Source organism: Brevibacterium sp. UBA7493 (assembly GCF_002479565.1).
In the GTDB taxonomy this organism is placed as follows: domain Bacteria; phylum Actinomycetota; class Actinomycetes; order Actinomycetales; family Brevibacteriaceae; genus Brevibacterium; species Brevibacterium luteolum.
In genome coordinates this window covers 39,572-55,550 of the sequence record NZ_DLOD01000021.1, presented here as the reverse complement: position 1 = coordinate 55,550, position 15,979 = coordinate 39,572, and the positions used below count along the sequence as shown (strand labels likewise).

Sequence of the window (15,979 nt, the reverse complement as noted above, 5' to 3'; positions counted from 1 at the left end):
GGTCGGCGGCGTCGGCGATGCGGCATCGTCTGCGCCATGGGTACTGACCGATAGATTCTAGGCATTTGCTCAGACTGTGTCGAGGATCATCTCAGCTCGTGCGACAGAGCTCCCTGAGCGGGTCGAACGCACCGGGCCCGAGGCGGTGGGGCGGGTATACGATGACAGCACAACCGGCAGCACACGAAAGGCGCAGGCAGACAGGCAGATGAACAGGACACAGCAGTCCTCGCACATGTGGCTGTGGTTGCTCGTCGCAGCCGCCGTGTGCACGCAGACCGGTGTGTACCTGCTGCGGCCGGTGACGACGTACAAGCTCATCGACCTCGGCGCCGGGGCGACGTCTGTCGGTCTTGTCACTGCGATCTACGCCCTCGTCCCGCTCGTGGCGGCACTCGCCCTCGGACGGCTGTCGGATCGCACCACCCGGCTGCGGCTCATGGTCCTTGTCGGTGCGCTCATCCTCGTCGCCGGCGGCGTGCTGCTCGCGCTCGCTCAGTCACTCGTACTCGTGGCAGTGGCCAATGCGATCCTGGGCATCGGCCACCTCGTCTTCACGATCGCCGGACAGTCCTCGATCGCCCGCTACGCGCGGGCCGACCAGCTCGACTTCGGCTTCGGCTGGTTCACCGCCGCCTACTCCGCCGGGCAGATGATCGGTCCGCTCGGCGTCACCCTGCTGCTCGGCAGTCAGGCTGCCACCCGGACTGGCGAGGTGTCGGTGGCGCTGTGGCTCGGTGCGATCATCACCGCTGGTGCGGTGCCGCTCATGCTCTTCAGCTCCCGGGCATTCCAGCCCCGCCAGCAGGGATCGACCGGTCCCGAGGCGGGGGCTGAGCCCGAGGCAGAGGCTGCGTCCGGGGCACCGGCCGGTCCCGAGGCGGGGGAGCGGACTGCAGACCCGCAGCCGGAGACGGACGCACCGGACACGACGGAGCCGGAGAAGGCGCGCGTGCGTTCGATTCTGTCCAACGGCGACATCCGGGCGGCGATGCTGTCGTCGCTGGCGCTGCTGGCCGTCCTCGACATCCTCGTTGCCTTCCTCCCGCTCGTCGGCGAGGAGCATGGTGTCGCCCCGGCCTGGATCGGCGTGCTGCTGGCCGTCCGCGGTGTCTCCTCGATCATCTCGCGCGTGTTCCTGCCGTACTTCTCCCACCGCTTCGACCGACCGCTGCTCGTCTTCGTCAGCGTGCTCGGCGCCGGGGTCTCACTTGTGTTCCCACCGATCGTTCTCGACTGGATAGGGCTGGCCGCACTGCTCATGCTCATCAGCGGATTCTTCCTCGGTTTGGGTCAGCCGCTCACGATGGCACTCATCACCTCCTCGGTGCCAGCGGCATGGCGCGGTTCGGCGCTGGCAGTCCGGCTCATGGGCAACCGGATCGGACAGGTGGCGATGCCGCTCATCGCTGGTGTCGTCGCCGCCCCGGTCGGGCCAGCCGCAGCGATTTGGTGCGGCTCCGGTCTGCTCATCGTGGCCGCTGCGCATCAGCACCACCGCAATCGCGTCAGCGGTCAGGAGTGAGGACTGGCGTCTGGTTGAGGGACAGACGCGAAGCCCAGGCGCCACAGCGCCCGCCTCTCAGATCTCGAGCACCAGTTTGGCGATGCCGAAGTAGATGAGCAGACCCGAGGCGTCGACGAAGGTGGTGATGAACGGGTTGGAGAACACGGCAGGGTCAGCACGCAGCGCCTGCGCTGCCATCGGCATGACTCCGCCGACGGTGGCGGCCATCGTGCACACGCAGATGAGGGTGAGCCCGATGACGAGTCCGATGTGGAAGTCGTACACCGCAGTTGTGAGCAGGAACCCGAGCGTGCCGAGCGAGAGGCCGAGCATGAGACCGACGAGGAACTCCCGGCCGATGACCTTGAACGAGTCCCGCGGCGACACATCGCCCAGCGCCAGAGCACGCGTGACCGTCGTCGCCGCCTGATTGCCGGTGTTGCCGCCGGTGCCGATGAGCAGCGGGACGAACACCGAGAGCACGAGCATCTGGCTCAGTGTGGCTTCGAAGACCTCCAGCACCTGCACTGTCAGCGTCGCCCCGATGGCGAGCACGAGCAGCCAGATGATGCGCGAGCGCATGAGTGTGATGACCGAGGTCGACATGTACGGCCGGCGCAGCGGCTCCGAACCGGACATGCGCGCCAGGTCCTCGGACTCCTCGTCCTCGAGCACCGTGAGCGCATCGTCGATGGTGAAGATGCCGACGAGCCGCTGCTCGGAGTCGACGACCGGCATTGCGAGCACCTTCGCCTCCGCACACCGGCGGGCAGCGGTCTCGATTGGGGTGCGGGCGTGGACCATCTCGGGCTTGACCATGAAGTCGCGCACGAGCGTGTCCGGCGCGGCTTCGATGACATCGCGCAGGCTCACCACACCGGTGACGATCCGGTCAGCGGTGAGCACCGGGATCGTGTACAGCGTCTCCGAGTCCTTCGACCGCGCCCGCACATGCTCCATCACCTCGGCAGCGCTGGCGGTCTCGAGCACGTGGATGAGCTGCGGGCTCATTCGGCGTCCGACCGAACCGCGCGGATAGCCGAGCACGATCGCCGTCAGCTCCCGCTGCGAGCGATCAAGGGTGCGCAGCATCTTCGAGGCGACCCCGGCCGGCAGCTCATCGAGCAGTTCGACGGCGTCATCGGGATCGAGTTCATCGAGGACCGCGGTGACCTCTTTGTCCGTCAGTCCGTTGACGAGCTCGCCGCGCAGCTCCGCGTCGAGGGCGTCGAAGACCTGGGCGGCGCGGTCCTTCGACAGCAGCCGGTAGACCACCGCCCGATCGCGCGGGTTCATCCGCTCGATGACCGCGGTGACATCGCTGACGGTCATCTCATCGAGGGTGTGGGTCATCGCATAGACGTCGTTGCGGTCGACTGCCTCCTGCAGCGACTGCTCATAACTGGCGCGCAGCTCCTCAATCCGCATGTTCCAACACCCTCCTTCTGTCTCATCGGCGCTCAGCGGCAGGCGCTGAGTTCATCCGCATCTCCTATGCTGGGTCCATGTATGACGCGCAACACATCGAACGCATCCGCACGACGACGAAGCGGCTCGATGCACTTCACTCCGCCAGCTACTTCTCCCCGGCGGTCGCCCGCGCGTTGGCCGAGATCGGGCTGACGCACCCCTCTGGCGGGTACTTCGCTGCGCGTTCGGCTGCGCTCGGCCGGGTGCCGGCCTCAGTCGTCGCTGCGACGTTCTACAGTTTCAACGCTGACTTTATCAGCGAGTTCGTCCCGGCCTGCTGGGATCTCGCCGCGCCCGAGGCGGTGCTTGCCGCCCGGCATCGCGGGGTCGAGGAGATGGTGGCTGAGATCTTCACCTCCGACGGTGTCGAAATCGATGCGCTCGCCGATGCCGCCGCCGAGGTGCTGACGCTGCTGCAGCCGGTGCTCGAAGTGATGCTGCCCGACGGCCGGACGCTGTTCGCCGCCCATGCCGAGGCGCTGTCGGAGGGGATCGCCACCAGTGACGGCGTGCTCGCGCCGCTGACCCAGCTGTGGGCAGCGGTGACGCTGCTGCGCGAATACCGCGGTGACGGGCATATCGCTGCGCTGCTGGCTCACGATCTCACCGGTTTGGAATCGGTCATCCTGCATGTGGCCAGCGGTACGAGCTTCACCGCGCGGGCCGCGCGCCGCTCGCGCGGCTGGTCGCACGAGATCTGGGAGACCTACGTCGAGGGGCTGATCGACAACGGCCTGCTGCAGCGCACCGGCCAGCACACCGACGCCGAGGCGGCCGATCCGGAGCAGGTGGCCACCGGCGGGCTGGCGCTGACCGATGAGGCGATCGTGCTGCGTGAGGCGATCGAGGACGCCACCGACGACACCGTCGCCCATGCGTGGAGCATGCTCGATGAGCATGAGCTTGCCCGGCTGGCGGAGCTGGCGACGCCGCTGGCGCGCACCGTGGTGAAGTCCGGGGTGTTCCCGGCGAAGGTGTTCGCGCCGGGGTCGGGAATGGTCAGGCGCCGCTGACCGCTTGGGCGGCTGCGGTCGCCTCATCCCCGGTCGGCTCTTCGGCGCGGAAGAGCAGTGTGCGGTAGTACTGCAGCTCGCGGATCGAATCCTGGATATCGCCCAGCGCCCGGTGCCCGCCGGTCTTGGCCGGGGCGCAGTAGTAGGCGCGCGGGTACCAGCGCTTGGCCAGTTCCTTGATCGAGGAGACGTCGATGATCCGGTAGTGCAGCACCTCGACGAGGTGCGGCATCTGCGCCTGCAGGAACTGTTTGTCGGTGCCGACTGAGTTGCCGCCCAGCGGGGCGCGCACCGAGGCGTGCACATGCTGGCGGATGTAGTCGATGACCTGCTGTTCGGCAGAGGCGACATCCGTGCCGGCATCGAGCTCGTCGATGAGCCCGGAGGCGGTGTGCATATTCGTGACGAATTCACCCATCTGGGCTCGGGCCGCATCCGAGGGCCGGATGACGATGTCGATGCCTTCGTCGACGGGGTTGAGGTCGAAGTCGGTGACGATGCACGCGATCTCCACCAGCTCGTCGGTGCCGGCCTGCAGGCCGGTCATCTCACAGTCGATCCATACAATCTTGTCGGTAGCCACAGGAGCAATCCTAGGACATGGCCACCGCCTCGGGACTGGGGCCCACCGCCTCGGGACTGGGGCCCGCCGCCTCAGTGCCGGCGTCCTGCGCCTGCCGACTGAGCGAACACTCAGACTGAGCCGCTAGCCTGGTCGGCTGTCCTCCGCCGCGCCGGGTCACCCCGGGATCCTGAGGCGGGTCAACTACACTTGAAGCACGCGTGCGCACCCGCGCCTGAGCCGTTGAACGAAGGGACTCCATGCGCTATTTCCTAGCCGGACTGCTGGTGATCGCCGGCCTCATCCTCGGCGGAATCGGGATACTGCAGAAGACCGCCTGGGCACCGGACACCCAGATCACGAGCTCGGCGACTTTCGACGATCCCGGCTCGGTCATCGTCGTCGAGCCCGGGGTCCTCAACCTCTACGAGACCCCTGCTGAGCTGACGGTCGAAGGCGAAGGCGAGATCACCATCGCGCAGGCCAGCAAGGAGAACGTCGACGCCTGGGTCGGCACGAGTGCCCACACCACTGTCACCGGCGTCGACGGTGGGGGAGGGCTCGTGACCGAGAAGGTCGACGGCGAGGAGAACACCACTCCGCCGATCGCCGGCGCGGACCTGTGGAACGCCGAGACCACCGCAGCCTCCCCGGCACAGCTCGAATGGGACCAGGACGCCGGTCGCACGAGCTTCGTCATCGGCACCGACGGAGAGAATCCGGCCGCCTCGAAGGTGACGCTGGCCTGGCCGAACGACACCGCAACCCCGTGGGCGATCCCGCTCATGATCATCGGCGCGATCCTCATCGGTCTGGGCATCCTGGCCGGCTGGTTCAACCGCAAGAAGGCCATCCGCGAAGCCCAACGCCGGCAGGCCCGCCAGGAGCGGCGCAAGAAGCTCGCCCAGACCGGTGCCGCGTTTGCGATCGTGCCGGTCATCGCGCTCGCCGGCTGCGGTTCCGAAGAGGTGCCCAAAGCCAAGCCGTCTGACCCGCCGGAGACCCCGGTGGCCGTCATCGACGACTGGCAGGCCGAGAAGATCCTCAGCCAGGTCGCCGAGACCGTCGCCGCCGCAGACAAGGACACCGACGCTGAAGCGCTCACGGCCCGTGCCGACGGCCCGGCCCTGCAGCAGCGCGAAGCCGCCTACAAGGTCAAGGGCAAGGCCAAGGACGCCAAGTTGCCCCCGGCCGTCGCTGCCGATGAGATCGCCCTGAACTTCACCGCCGCCTCCGACCAGTGGCCGCGGGTGACGGAACTGGTGACGAAGAACGCCGAGGACGGCAGTCTGCAGCTGCTCGTGCTCTCCCAGGCCGATCCGCGGGCTGACTACAAGCTGTGGGCGCAGACCGTCATCCTCGGCGGCGCCCAGATCCCCGAGGTCGCTGATGCCCGGCAGGGTGCAGAGCTGCTCCCGGCAGACGCCGAGGGCCTGCGCCAGACCCCGGCCGACACCGTGAAGAAGTACGCTGAGGTGCTCGCCAAGGGCAAGGACGCCAAGGATGCCGGCGCCTACACCGAAGACGCCCTGCGCAAGCACATCGCCGATGCCCAGAAGAAGCAGAAGGACACCCTGTCCGAAGGCAAGGCGAAAGTCGAATACAAGTACGAAAGCGGCCCCGAGGTCGTCGCCCAGCGCACCGCCGACGGCGGGGCACTGGTGACCGGCTCGATCCGCGGCACCTCGACGATCACCCCGGACAAGCAGGACGACCGCACCGGCGAGATCACTCTGCCCAAGACCCAGGCAAAGGTCACCGGCGAGAAGACGACGAAGAAGAAGCTGGAGACCGAGTTCCAGTACATGGTCACCTTCGTCGTCCCGCCCGGTGAGGACGGCCAGATCACCCTTGTCGGATTCAGCGAAGCACTCACCGGAGCCAAGCTGCTCTGAGTTGCAGCCGCCCCATGCGAAAGGAACCCACACGAGCATGACCGAACACCCAGGAAACCCCGCCGCCGGCAGCCAGGGACTCGACCTGTCCGCCGTGCGCAGCCGCAGCCAGGCCGAGACCGCACCTGCCGCCCCGGCCGGCGGCGCACCAGCCGGTGGTGCACCGGCGGCCGGCGCACCGGCTGCCGGTGCTGACACCGTCAGCGTGCCGGCCCTTGTCTTCGACGTCACCGAGGAGACCTTCAACGACGTCGTCGAACTGTCGATGAGCGTCCCGGTCGTCGTCGACCTGTGGGCCGACTGGTGCGGGCCGTGCAAGCAGCTCTCCCCGGTGCTGGACAAGGTCGTGTCCGACTTCGGCGGCAAGGTCGTGCTCGCCAAGGTCGACGTCGACAAGAACCCGCGCCTGCAGCAGGTCTTCCAGGTCCAGTCGATCCCGACGGTTGTGGCGATCCTCAAGGGCCAGCCGGTGCCGCTGTTCCAGGGCGCCCAGCCCGAACCGCAGGTCCGCCAGGTCTTCGAACAGCTCGTCGCCGCAGCCGCGCAGAACGGCGTGACGAAGACGGCCGTGCCTGCCGGTGAGCAGGCCCCGGCCGCCGCCGGTCCGGCCCACCCCGAGGCGATCGAAGCACTCGAACGCGACGACCTTGATGGTGCCGAGCAGATCTACCGCAAGGCTCTCGCCGAAGCACCGGCGGATGAGGAGGCCCGCCTCGGACTCGCCCGCGTCGGCCTGCTCAAGCGCGTCAAGGACGCCGATCCCGAGGCGGTGCGCGCGGCAGCGGCTTCTGACTCCACCGACGTCGACGCCGCCCTGGCATGTGCGGACCTCGACACCGCCGGCGGACACGTCGACGACGCGTTCAACCGGCTGCTGACGATCCTGCCGAGCCTGACCGGAGACGACAAGGAGCGTGTGCGCACCCGCCTTGTCGAGCTCTTCGACGTCGTCGGTGCTGAGGACCCGCGGGTGACGAAGGCCCGCTCCCGCCTCATGCGCGCCCTGTTCTGAACCGGCCTTCCGGCTGGTCGCCCTAAGGTCGGCCAGCCGGATCACCGCCGGATCGCCGCTGACCAGCTGACCGTTCCGCCGCCCATCTGTTCCCGCACGAGAAAGGACCGCTCAACCGCGTGGTTCGCCTCATCCTCGCTGCCTTCTCCGCCATCGTCGGGTTCGTCTGCGCTGCCCTGTCGCTGTCAGCGCTGTCAGTCGTCGGCGCCGATGACATCGTCGACACCGCACCATCCCAGGTGCACGACGGCGCCTACGCCTTCGTGCTTAACCCGCAGCTGGTGCCGTTCGAGAACACCGAGGCGACCCTGCAGGTCAGCGGGGACACAGACCTGTTCATGGGCACGGCCAGCGGGGTTGATGTCGACAGCTACCTCACCGGCATCGCCCATGAGGAAGTCACCGAGATCGATTTCCCGCAGGCGCTCAAGACCCGGTTCGTCGATGGGGAGCCGGCACCGCTGAACGACGCGGCCGGCCGGGACTGGTGGACCGCCTCGCAGACCGGCAGCCAGCTGTCGCACACCTTCGACCTCGACGCCGAATCCGGTGAGGTCATCGTCGTTGCCCCAGCCGACCCGGAGGGCAACCTCGATGGAGTCGACGTGCAGCTGAAGATGGACACCGGGGGAGTGTTCCCCGCCAGCCTCATCGGCCTGGCCATTGCGATCCTCGCCTTCGGCGCGGCCGCCTACTTCCTGCTGCGCTGGCTCGACGCCCGGCCCGGACGCCGGCGCCGGCTGCGCCGCGAGTACGGCCGCGGGGGATCGGGCCGCGGCGGCTCAGGAGGCTCCGGCATGTCCGACCTCGGAAACCGGGCGAAGGACCTGGCCGGCCGGACCGCCGCCTCGGCCAAGCGCGCGACTGCGCGGAAGAACCGCAGCCAGCGCACAGCCCAGCGAGCGCGCAAGGCCACCGGCATCGGCTCCGTCGTCACCCTCGGAGTGCTCGCCGGCTGCTCACCGCTGCCGGTCGCCCAGCCGTCGAGCCCGAACCTCACCGAATTCGAGCGCCCAGCCCTGCGGGCAGGCGAGGCCGGAGAGTTTCTCACCTCCTACACCGAACGCCTCGACGCCAGCCTCAAGGGTGACGAGGACCAGCTCGACAAGATCCAGGCGCCGCCGCTGCTCGACCGCACGCGCGCCGAAGTCCTCATCGCCAAGGCCGGCAAGACCGAGCTCTCGGCGGTGAACTTCGACCAGATCGTCGCCGGCGGACCGTCGTTCGCCGAGTACCCGATGTGGTTCATCGCCTTCGGCAAGCCCGCTGAGAGCGATGAGACCGTCCAGGCGATGCTCGTGACCCGCGAATCGGCAGGCGAGGACTGGCAGGTCACCCAGAGCCTGTTTGTCCCGCAGGAGAACGTGCCGACCCTCGTGGCCGGCGGCACCGGCGCGGTCGAGCAGTCGGGCAAGGAATTCACCGAGCTGGGCACCACCGCCAACGAAACCCTCCAGCAGTACCTGGAGACCGGTGAGATCCCAGAGAACGACCAGAGCATCGAATACGCCTCAGACGCCTTCACCGGCTTCCGCGACTATGTCGACGAGATGGCCGGCAACGACGAGGCCTTCGAGGACACGAAGGTCACCTGCGACCCCTACGATGAGGCGACCGTGCCGCTGGCCTCTCACGGGCTCAAGACCGAAACCGGGGATGTCGCCTTCGGCGAGGTGCGCTGCACGATCGAGCTCAAGGTCCGCTCCGGCGGATCGATCGACGTCGGCGAGGAGCTCGAAGCGGTCATGACGAGCGACCTGGAGGGCGGCAAGCTGCTCATCAGCGCCTCGATCCCCTACATGCTGCTCGGCTCAGAGCAGACGAACCTCATCGTCGGCTCCGACTGGTTCCTGCTCGAAGCCCAGACCACCGACTGACGAGCTGACCGGCAGGCTACCCGGCCCACACCTCGGGCACGGTCACACGAGCGGCGCTCGACTCAGGCCGCGCCTGATCTCAGATGCTCTGGTCTCAGGCGCGCTCGGCTGCCACCCGTTTGCCGACCCGGCGCAGCCACAGCAGCCCGACGATCGGCAGCACGAGCGGGATGAATCCATAGCCGATCCCGAACAGCGACCACACACTCGGCTTCTGGAACAGCTCCGGGTGGGTGAGGCTGAGGAACCCGACGACGATGACACCGATGAGTTCGAATGTCGTCGCAGCAACCGCGATCCGGTGCGAGGTGCGCGAACCGATGACGAGGCAGACGGTCGCGACGATGTAGACGACCGCGGCCAGAGCGGACAGCGAGTACGCCAGCGGCGCCTCATGGTAGTCGCGGATGAGCTGCACGCCGGCACGTGCCGTGGCCGCCAGGGCGAAGATCCCGTACACCGCAGTCAGCCCGCGGCCGGGACCGGTGTGCATGGCCGAATAGCTCACAGCCAAATCTGGTCCATCCTCTCGATCATGATGCCCACGGTCGCAGCAGCGGCAGCCAGCACGCCGGGCCCCCAGCGGCTGAGTTCGGCGAACGCCCAGAAACCGGCCAGCGGCAGCAGCACGATCGCGGTGAACAGGTAGCCGAAGAACAGCACCCCGTCGGTGTCACCGGACTGGCCCCACATGACGATCGAGACGACGAGCTGAACGAGCAGCAGGAGCAGCAGCACGCCGGCCCCGCCGAGCATGAGGATGCCAGCTGGCCGATTCCGGATCGTCTGCACGAGCGCCCACAGGCACAAGCCGGCCGAGGCGGCGAAGAGGATGTAGGTCAGTACGGTGAGCACGCCCAATATTTTAGACCCACGCGAGGCTGCCGCGTAGAATGGGGTCAGTGCGCGTCTATCTCGATCACGCCGCCACCTCGCCGATGCCCGCTGAGGTGCTGACGGCCTTCACCGAAGAACTCCACCGCGTCGGCAATCCCTCGTCGCTCCACGCGGACGGTCAGGCTGCCCGGATGCGCATCGAAGCCGCTCGTGAAACCCTCGCCGACTGCCTCGGCGCGACGACCCCGTCCGAGGTGATCTTCACCTCCGGTGGCACCGAAGCCGACAACCTCGCTCTCAAGGGCATCTTCTGGGCCCGCAACGCAGGCCGCACCGCTGGACCCTTCGACCGTCCCCGCGTGCTCGTCTCCGCGATCGAGCACCACGCGATCCTGGAGACCGCCGAATGGCTCGAATCCTGCGGGGCTGAGCTTGTCATCCTTCCGGTCGATGAGACCGGACGGCTCGATCTGGCCGCCGCCGAGGCGGAGATCGCCGCGGCACCAGAGCGCACCGCCCTCGTGTCGGTTATGCTGGCCAACAACGAGATCGGCACCCTCCAGCCGGTCGCTGAGCTCGCCCGCATCGCCGAACCTCACGGCATCCCCGTGCACACCGATGCGGTGCAGGCCTTCGGGCAGGTGCCGGTGAACTTCGCCGAACTCGGGGTCGCTGCGACGACGGTGACCGCCCACAAGCTCGGCGGGCCGGTGGGCATCGGTGCGCTCGTGCTCGCCCGCGACCTGACCCCGGTGCCGGTGGCCCACGGCGGGGGACAGGAGCGCAAGGTCCGCTCCGGCACCCTCGACGTCGCTGGAGCTGTCGCCTTCGCAGCAGCCGCCGAACGCGCCTGCCGCACCCTCGACTCAGCTGAGACCGCACGGCTGCGCGACCGGCTCATCGCCGGCATCGAAGAGCGCATCCCGACCGCCCGGCTGTCCGGCCGGCGCGGGGATGAGCGGCTGCCGAACAACGTCCACGTCGTCTTTCCCGGCTGCGAAGGCGACGCGCTGCTGTTCCTGCTCGATGCCGCCGGCTTCGCCACGAGCACCGGCTCGGCCTGCCAGGCCGGCGTCTCCCGGCCCTCCCATGTGCTCATGGCCTGCGGGGCCGATGAGGACACCGCCCGGTCCGTGCAGCGCTTCACCCTCGGCCCGGAGACCACCGAGTCCGACATCGACGCGCTGCTCGACGTGCTGCCGGGCATCGTTGAACGCGCCGCCAAGGCCGGCATGGTCTCTGCCGCCCCGTCATGGCAGGCGACCACCGCCTCGGGCCCGGCGACCACCGCCTCGGGCGCGGCCGCCGCATCTGCAGGAGGACAGTCATGAGGATCCTTGCCGCCATGTCCGGCGGCGTCGACTCCGCTGTCGCCGCCGCCCGCGCCGTCGACGCCGGCCACGAGGTCGTCGGCGTGCACCTGGCGCTCTCGCGGATGCCCGGCACGCTGCGCACCGGCTCGCGCGGCTGCTGCACGATCGAGGACTCCCGCGACGCCCACCGGGTCGCCGGCATGCTCGGCATCCCCTTCTACGTGTGGGACTTCTCCGAACGGTTCAAGGAGGACATCGTCGATGACTTCATCGCCGAATACTCCGCCGGGCGCACCCCGAACCCGTGCATGCGCTGCAATGAGCGCATCAAATTCGCAGCCCTGCTCGACCGGGCGCTCGCACTCGGCTTCGACGCCGTGGCGACCGGCCACTACGCCGAGATCATCCGCGCCGATGACGGCACCCCGGAGCTGCACCGCGGACTCGACCTGAACAAGGACCAGTCCTATGTGCTCGGCGTGCTGACTGCCGAACAGCTCGAACACTGCTATTTCCCCATCGGCGCCTCTGCCTCGAAGGCCGAGGTGCGAGCCGAAGCCGCCGAACGCGGCTTCCCGGTGGCGAACAAGCCCGACTCCTACGACATCTGCTTCATCCCTGATGGCAACACCAAGGCGTGGCTGGCCGACAAGATCCCGATGCGGCCAGGGCTCATCAAGGACGAAGCCGGTGAGGTGCTCGGCGAGCACGATGGGGCGATGACTTACACGATCGGCCAGCGCAAGGGTCTGGGCATCGAGAAGCCGGCCGCTGACGGCAAACCGCGCTACGTCGTCGGCATCGATGTTGCTGACAATTCTGTGACCGTCGGGCCGAAGCAGGCGCTGCGCGTCGACCGGCTCGAAGGCATCCGCACCACCTGGTGCGGGCTTCCGCCAGCCGACATCGGCGACAGCGAAGCGACCGCGATCGACTGTGAGATCCAGATCCGTGCGCACTCCGATCCGGTGCCAGCCCGCGTGTGGCTCGGTGAAGTCGATGAGACCGTCCCAGCCCATGAGGAGAACCTGCCGGCACCCCGGCCGCGCGGACAGGTCATGCACGTTGCCGTGAACGAGCCGCTGTCCGGTGTGGCCGCCGGGCAGACGATGGTCGTCTACCGCGGCACCCGCGTGCTCGGCCAGGCGACGATCGACCAGACCGCCCGCAGCGCCGAACTGCTCGACGCGTGAGCCCGCACGCGGCTGCGGCTGCGCTGTGCGATCCGGGGAGTGCGGGCAGCGTCCGTGCGGTTCGGTAATCTGTGGCCATGACCACCGCGCCATACGGTTCCTGGCCGTCTCCGATCTCCGCCGCCGATGTCGCTGCCGGCTCCGAGCCGATCAGCGACGCACGCTTCATCGGCGATGCCATCATCTACGCCGCCCGCGTCAGCTCCGAAGGCGGACGCACCGGCATCGTCGTCAACCGATCCGGTCACCTCGGCGATGAGATCCAGCTGCTGCCACCGAACTTCAGCGCTCGCTCCCGCGTCCACGAATACGGCGGCTGCCCCTGGGCCGCCCACCCGGCGACCGGCACGCTGCTCTTCGTCAACGCCGACGACCAGCGCATCTACCGCCTCGACATCTCCACCGTGCTCAACGGGTCTGCACCAGCGCCGGCCTCACCGCCGGTGCCGATCACCCCGGACACCGACATGGCGACCCGCTACGGGGATCTGACCTACTCCGGCGGGCGGATCCTCGCCGTCGAGGAGACCCACGAGCACCTGCTGCCCGGCGCCTCGGGAACGGAGATCGCCGACGCAGCCAGCACACGGGCCTCCGAGCAGCCGATCACCCGCAGCATCGTCGCCGTCGACGACTCCGGTGTCACCCGCCTGGCCGACGGGGCGCGGTTCCTCGCCTGGCCGCGCATCAGCCCGTGCCAGACGCTGCTGTCGTTCATCGGCTGGGAGCACCCGCACATGCCGTGGGACGAAACCGCCGTGTTCCTTCAGCCGCTCGACGAGGCCGGCGCACCCGACGGGCCGGTCGAGAAGATCTACCACCGGCCGGGCGTCTCCGTCCTGCAGCCGGAGTGGCTCTCGCGCACCAAGCTCGCCGTCACCGCCGACCCGACTGGCAGCTGGCAGCTGACTGGACTCGACGTGCCGGCCTTCCGCGCACAGGCACGCGGAGACAAAGGCGTCATGCCCGCCGAGGAGGAGCCGCTGCTCAGCATCGAAGGCGAGATCGGCGGCCCGCTGTGGCTGCTGGGCGAGCAGCACTACCTGCCCGTCGACGGCGGCAGCCGGGTGCTCGCCGCCGCACGCTTCGGCACCAGCCGGCTCATCTGGGCAAGCCCCCGCTCACACGAACACCAGAGCCTTGACTGCCCGCTGTCCGACATCGGGCTGCAGGACTACCGCAACGGCACCGCCCTCATGATCGGCGGATCCTCCGACCGGGTCCGCGGACTCTACACGTACACGCTTGCCACCGGCGAACTCGAACCCGTCGCGCTCTCGGCCGCCGCCCCGGACCGCACCCGGGCGGCCTACTATCCGCGCGCTGAGCTGCACGAATTCGACGGCATCCATGCGATCGTCTATCCGCCGCGCCACCCCCACTACACGGCGCCTGAGGGCGAGAAGCCTCCGTATGTCGCCTTCGTCCACGGCGGGCCGACCGGCCAGGCGGTGCCGAAGGTCTCAGCGCATCACGCCTTCTTCACCTCCCGCGGCATCGGCGTCATCGACGTCAACTACCGCGGCTCGACCGGCTACGGACGCGCCTACCGGGATGCGCTCAAAGACCAGTGGGGCATCATCGATGTCGCCGACACCGTCACCGCCGTCACCGGGCTCGTCGACGCCGGCCTGGCAGATGCCGGCCGGCTGGCGATCTCCGGCGGCTCGGCCGGCGGCTGGACGGTGCTGCGCGCCCTGACCACCACCTCGGTGTTCGCCGCCGGCGCCAGCTACTACGGTGTCGGCGACCTGCGGGCCCTGGCTGAGGAGACCCACGACTTCGAATCCCGCTACCTCGACGGGCTCGTCGGCGTCTACCCCGAAGAAGCCGAACGCTACATATCGCTGGCTCCAGTCAACCTGCTCGATGAGCTCAGCGTGCCGGTGGCGATCTTCCAGGGCGAAGAGGACCCGATCGTCCCGCCGAGCCAGGCCCGCCTGCTCATCGACGCACTCGAAGCCCGCGGCCTGCCCTACACCGCGGCCTTCTACCCGGGCGAATCCCACGGCTTCGTCCAGGCCGCCAACGTCACCGATTCCCTTGAACAGGAGCTGTCGTTCTATGGCCGCGTCATGGGCTTCGACACGCCCGGCCTGCCGGCAGCCCGGATGAAGGGCCGCGGCCGGTGAGCCGGTACGGGCACAGCGCTGACCGGGTGTTCGCCTCCGGACGCGGCGGCTGGCCGGTCACCACCGCTGCCTGGACCGGCACCGGTCGGCCGGCAGACGGCGAGCCGCGCACCGAGTCCGATGTCCGCGAGGCCGCCCGCATCACCGCAGGGATGCTCGCCGAGGAGGCGGTCCCGTTCCTGCCGGCGGTCACCACCGGGCCCGGCAGCGAAGGCGTCGCCCGAGCCGCCGCCCTGTCCGAGGACCTGACCGTCGAAGCCACCGCCGCCGGCTGGCGGCTGACCCACCTGCCCGGCCGGGACGCCCGCCGGGCGCTCTCGCGACTCGGGGAGGATGCCGATGCCGCAGCCGAGGTGTTCGCCGACCTCGCAGGCCCGGTCAAGATCAGCCTGCCCGGACCGGTGAGCTTGGCCGCCCTGCTGCTCGAACCCCGAGGCGAATCGACGCTCATCGATCCCGGCGCACGCCGCGACGTCATGGCCGGCTACGCCCACGGCCTCAGCGCACACATCACGCACCTGCACCGGCTCATGCCAGACGCTGAGGTCATCATCCAGCTCGACGAACCACATGCCGCTGCCGCACTCTCCGGACAGCTGGCCACAACGGCCGGGCGCACCCGCCTGCCGGCCCTGCCCGAGACCGAGGCGGTCACCGCCTGGCGCGATGTCCGCGAGGCCATCGCCTCGGCTGGCGGGCACACCCTGGTCTTCCTGCCTGGCAGCCGGCCGCTGACCTGGCACAGCCACGGGCAGGCCCGCAGCCTGAGCGATGTGTTCGCCGATGCGCACATCAGCAGCATCGGCATCGACGTCACAGCCGGGACCGAGGCAAAAGTCTTCGAGCAGGCCTTCATCTGGTGGGACACCCACCGGGCAGCCGAAGGCGGCCACCCGGTTCCGGCACTGACGCTGGGAGTCGGGACCGCCTCGGGAACGGGAACCGATAGCGCCGCCTGGGCTCACCGGCTCACCGGTGTGGCCGAGACCCTCGGACTGCCCGATGCGGCACTGGCCGAGCTCGGCATCCTCACCGGCCCGCCGGCCCCGCTCACCCGGTCTGAGGCGCAGGCCGCTGTCGAGACAGACCCGGTGCACCCGCGGAGGTGGCTGGCTGCAGCGAGCCAGCTGGCACAGGAGTGCGCGGCGCTGGCCTGAACCGCAGCTTG

Annotated in this window: 13 protein-coding genes; 9 read left to right on the top strand and 4 right to left on the bottom strand. The window is 68.9% G+C overall.

The genetic code is table 11. The features are described from left to right. The first annotated feature begins 208 nt into the window (after window positions 1-208). Window positions 209-1,525: an MFS transporter gene (locus tag B4E96_RS12320; protein WP_286957803.1), complete on the top strand. Its 1,317-nt coding sequence runs from the start codon at window positions 209-211 to the stop codon at window positions 1,523-1,525. Between the two features lie 57 nt (window positions 1,526-1,582). Here the strand turns inward: B4E96_RS12320 and mgtE are convergent, their stop codons facing one another. Further along, window positions 1,583-2,935: a magnesium transporter gene (mgtE, locus tag B4E96_RS12315; protein ID WP_259876840.1), complete on the bottom strand. Its 1,353-nt coding sequence runs from the start codon at window positions 2,933-2,935 to the stop codon at window positions 1,583-1,585. A 77-nt stretch (window positions 2,936-3,012) separates the two neighbouring features. On the opposite strand from mgtE, the gene B4E96_RS12310 reads away from it, so the two are divergent. After that, window positions 3,013-3,990 (top strand): SCO6745 family protein, encoded by a 978-nt coding sequence (locus tag B4E96_RS12310; RefSeq protein WP_286957802.1) that lies wholly within the window; start codon window positions 3,013-3,015, stop codon window positions 3,988-3,990. On the opposite strand, the gene orn is transcribed toward B4E96_RS12310, so the two are convergent. After that, on the bottom strand, window positions 3,977-4,573 hold the full coding sequence (orn, locus tag B4E96_RS12305) for an oligoribonuclease (RefSeq protein ID WP_286957801.1): 597 nt from the start codon (window positions 4,571-4,573) through the stop codon (window positions 3,977-3,979). The two genes, B4E96_RS12310 and orn, sit on opposite strands and share 14 nt — an antisense overlap. Window positions 4,574-4,812: 239 nt before the next feature. On the opposite strand from orn, the gene B4E96_RS12300 reads away from it, so the two are divergent. From B4E96_RS12300 to B4E96_RS12290, 3 genes are all read left to right on the top strand, one after another. Beyond that, complete coding sequence (locus B4E96_RS12300; protein WP_286957800.1) at window positions 4,813-6,447, top strand: hypothetical protein; 1,635 nt, start codon at window positions 4,813-4,815, stop codon at window positions 6,445-6,447. Between the two features lie 37 nt (window positions 6,448-6,484). Next, window positions 6,485-7,459, top strand: a complete 975-nt coding sequence (locus B4E96_RS12295; protein WP_286957799.1) for a tetratricopeptide repeat protein — start codon at window positions 6,485-6,487, stop codon at window positions 7,457-7,459. Between the two features lie 119 nt (window positions 7,460-7,578). After that, a complete protein-coding gene (locus B4E96_RS12290; protein ID WP_286957798.1) occupies window positions 7,579-9,336 on the top strand; it encodes a hypothetical protein in 1,758 nt (585 codons plus the stop codon). A gap of 94 nt (window positions 9,337-9,430) precedes the next feature. On the opposite strand, the gene B4E96_RS12285 is transcribed toward B4E96_RS12290, so the two are convergent. Both B4E96_RS12285 and B4E96_RS12280 read right to left on the bottom strand, forming a co-directional pair. Further along, window positions 9,431-9,829 carry a hypothetical protein gene (locus B4E96_RS12285; RefSeq protein WP_165884712.1) on the bottom strand — a complete coding sequence of 133 codons (399 nt, stop codon included), beginning with the start codon at window positions 9,827-9,829 and terminating at the stop codon, window positions 9,431-9,433. 11 nt (window positions 9,830-9,840) lie between these two features. Continuing rightward, window positions 9,841-10,191 (bottom strand): hypothetical protein, encoded by a 351-nt coding sequence (locus B4E96_RS12280; RefSeq protein WP_286957796.1) that lies wholly within the window; start codon window positions 10,189-10,191, stop codon window positions 9,841-9,843. A 47-nt stretch (window positions 10,192-10,238) separates the two neighbouring features. Here B4E96_RS12280 and B4E96_RS12275 point away from each other — a divergent pair, with 47 nt between their 5' ends. The 4 genes from B4E96_RS12275 to B4E96_RS12260 all read left to right on the top strand — a co-directional run bounded on the left by B4E96_RS12275 (window position 10,239) and on the right by B4E96_RS12260 (window position 15,968). Continuing rightward, the gene (locus B4E96_RS12275; protein WP_286957795.1) at window positions 10,239-11,504 is read left to right on the top strand and encodes a cysteine desulfurase family protein; all 1,266 of its coding nucleotides are present in this window, start codon (window positions 10,239-10,241) and stop codon (window positions 11,502-11,504) included. Continuing rightward, the gene (mnmA, locus tag B4E96_RS12270) at window positions 11,501-12,679 is read left to right on the top strand and encodes a tRNA 2-thiouridine(34) synthase MnmA (RefSeq protein WP_286957793.1); all 1,179 of its coding nucleotides are present in this window, start codon (window positions 11,501-11,503) and stop codon (window positions 12,677-12,679) included. The genes B4E96_RS12275 and mnmA overlap by 4 nt, the downstream gene beginning before the upstream one ends. Before the next feature lie 77 nt (window positions 12,680-12,756). Continuing rightward, a complete protein-coding gene (locus B4E96_RS12265; protein WP_286957791.1) occupies window positions 12,757-14,811 on the top strand; it encodes an alpha/beta hydrolase family protein in 2,055 nt (684 codons plus the stop codon). Continuing rightward, on the top strand, window positions 14,808-15,968 hold the full coding sequence (locus tag B4E96_RS12260) for a hypothetical protein (RefSeq protein WP_286957790.1): 1,161 nt from the start codon (window positions 14,808-14,810) through the stop codon (window positions 15,966-15,968). The genes B4E96_RS12265 and B4E96_RS12260 overlap by 4 nt, the downstream gene beginning before the upstream one ends. Window positions 15,969-15,979: the final 11 nt, after the last annotated feature.

Excerpts from the sequence above, each read along its gene's own strand:
- B4E96_RS12310 (WP_286957802.1), top strand. The coding sequence starts at position 3,013 with ATGTATGACGCGCAACACATCGAACGCATCCGCACGACGACGAAGCGG.
- B4E96_RS12265 (WP_286957791.1), top strand. The coding sequence starts at position 12,757 with ATGACCACCGCGCCATACGGTTCCTGGCCGTCTCCGATCTCCGCCGCC.
- B4E96_RS12285 (WP_165884712.1), bottom strand. The coding sequence starts at position 9,829 with ATGCACACCGGTCCCGGCCGCGGGCTGACTGCGGTGTACGGGATCTTC.
- mgtE (WP_259876840.1), bottom strand. The coding sequence starts at position 2,935 with ATGCGGATTGAGGAGCTGCGCGCCAGTTATGAGCAGTCGCTGCAGGAG.
- B4E96_RS12300 (WP_286957800.1), top strand. The coding sequence starts at position 4,813 with ATGCGCTATTTCCTAGCCGGACTGCTGGTGATCGCCGGCCTCATCCTC.
- mnmA (WP_286957793.1), top strand. The coding sequence starts at position 11,501 with ATGAGGATCCTTGCCGCCATGTCCGGCGGCGTCGACTCCGCTGTCGCC.
- B4E96_RS12320 (WP_286957803.1), top strand. The coding sequence starts at position 209 with ATGAACAGGACACAGCAGTCCTCGCACATGTGGCTGTGGTTGCTCGTC.
- B4E96_RS12295 (WP_286957799.1), top strand. The coding sequence starts at position 6,485 with ATGACCGAACACCCAGGAAACCCCGCCGCCGGCAGCCAGGGACTCGAC.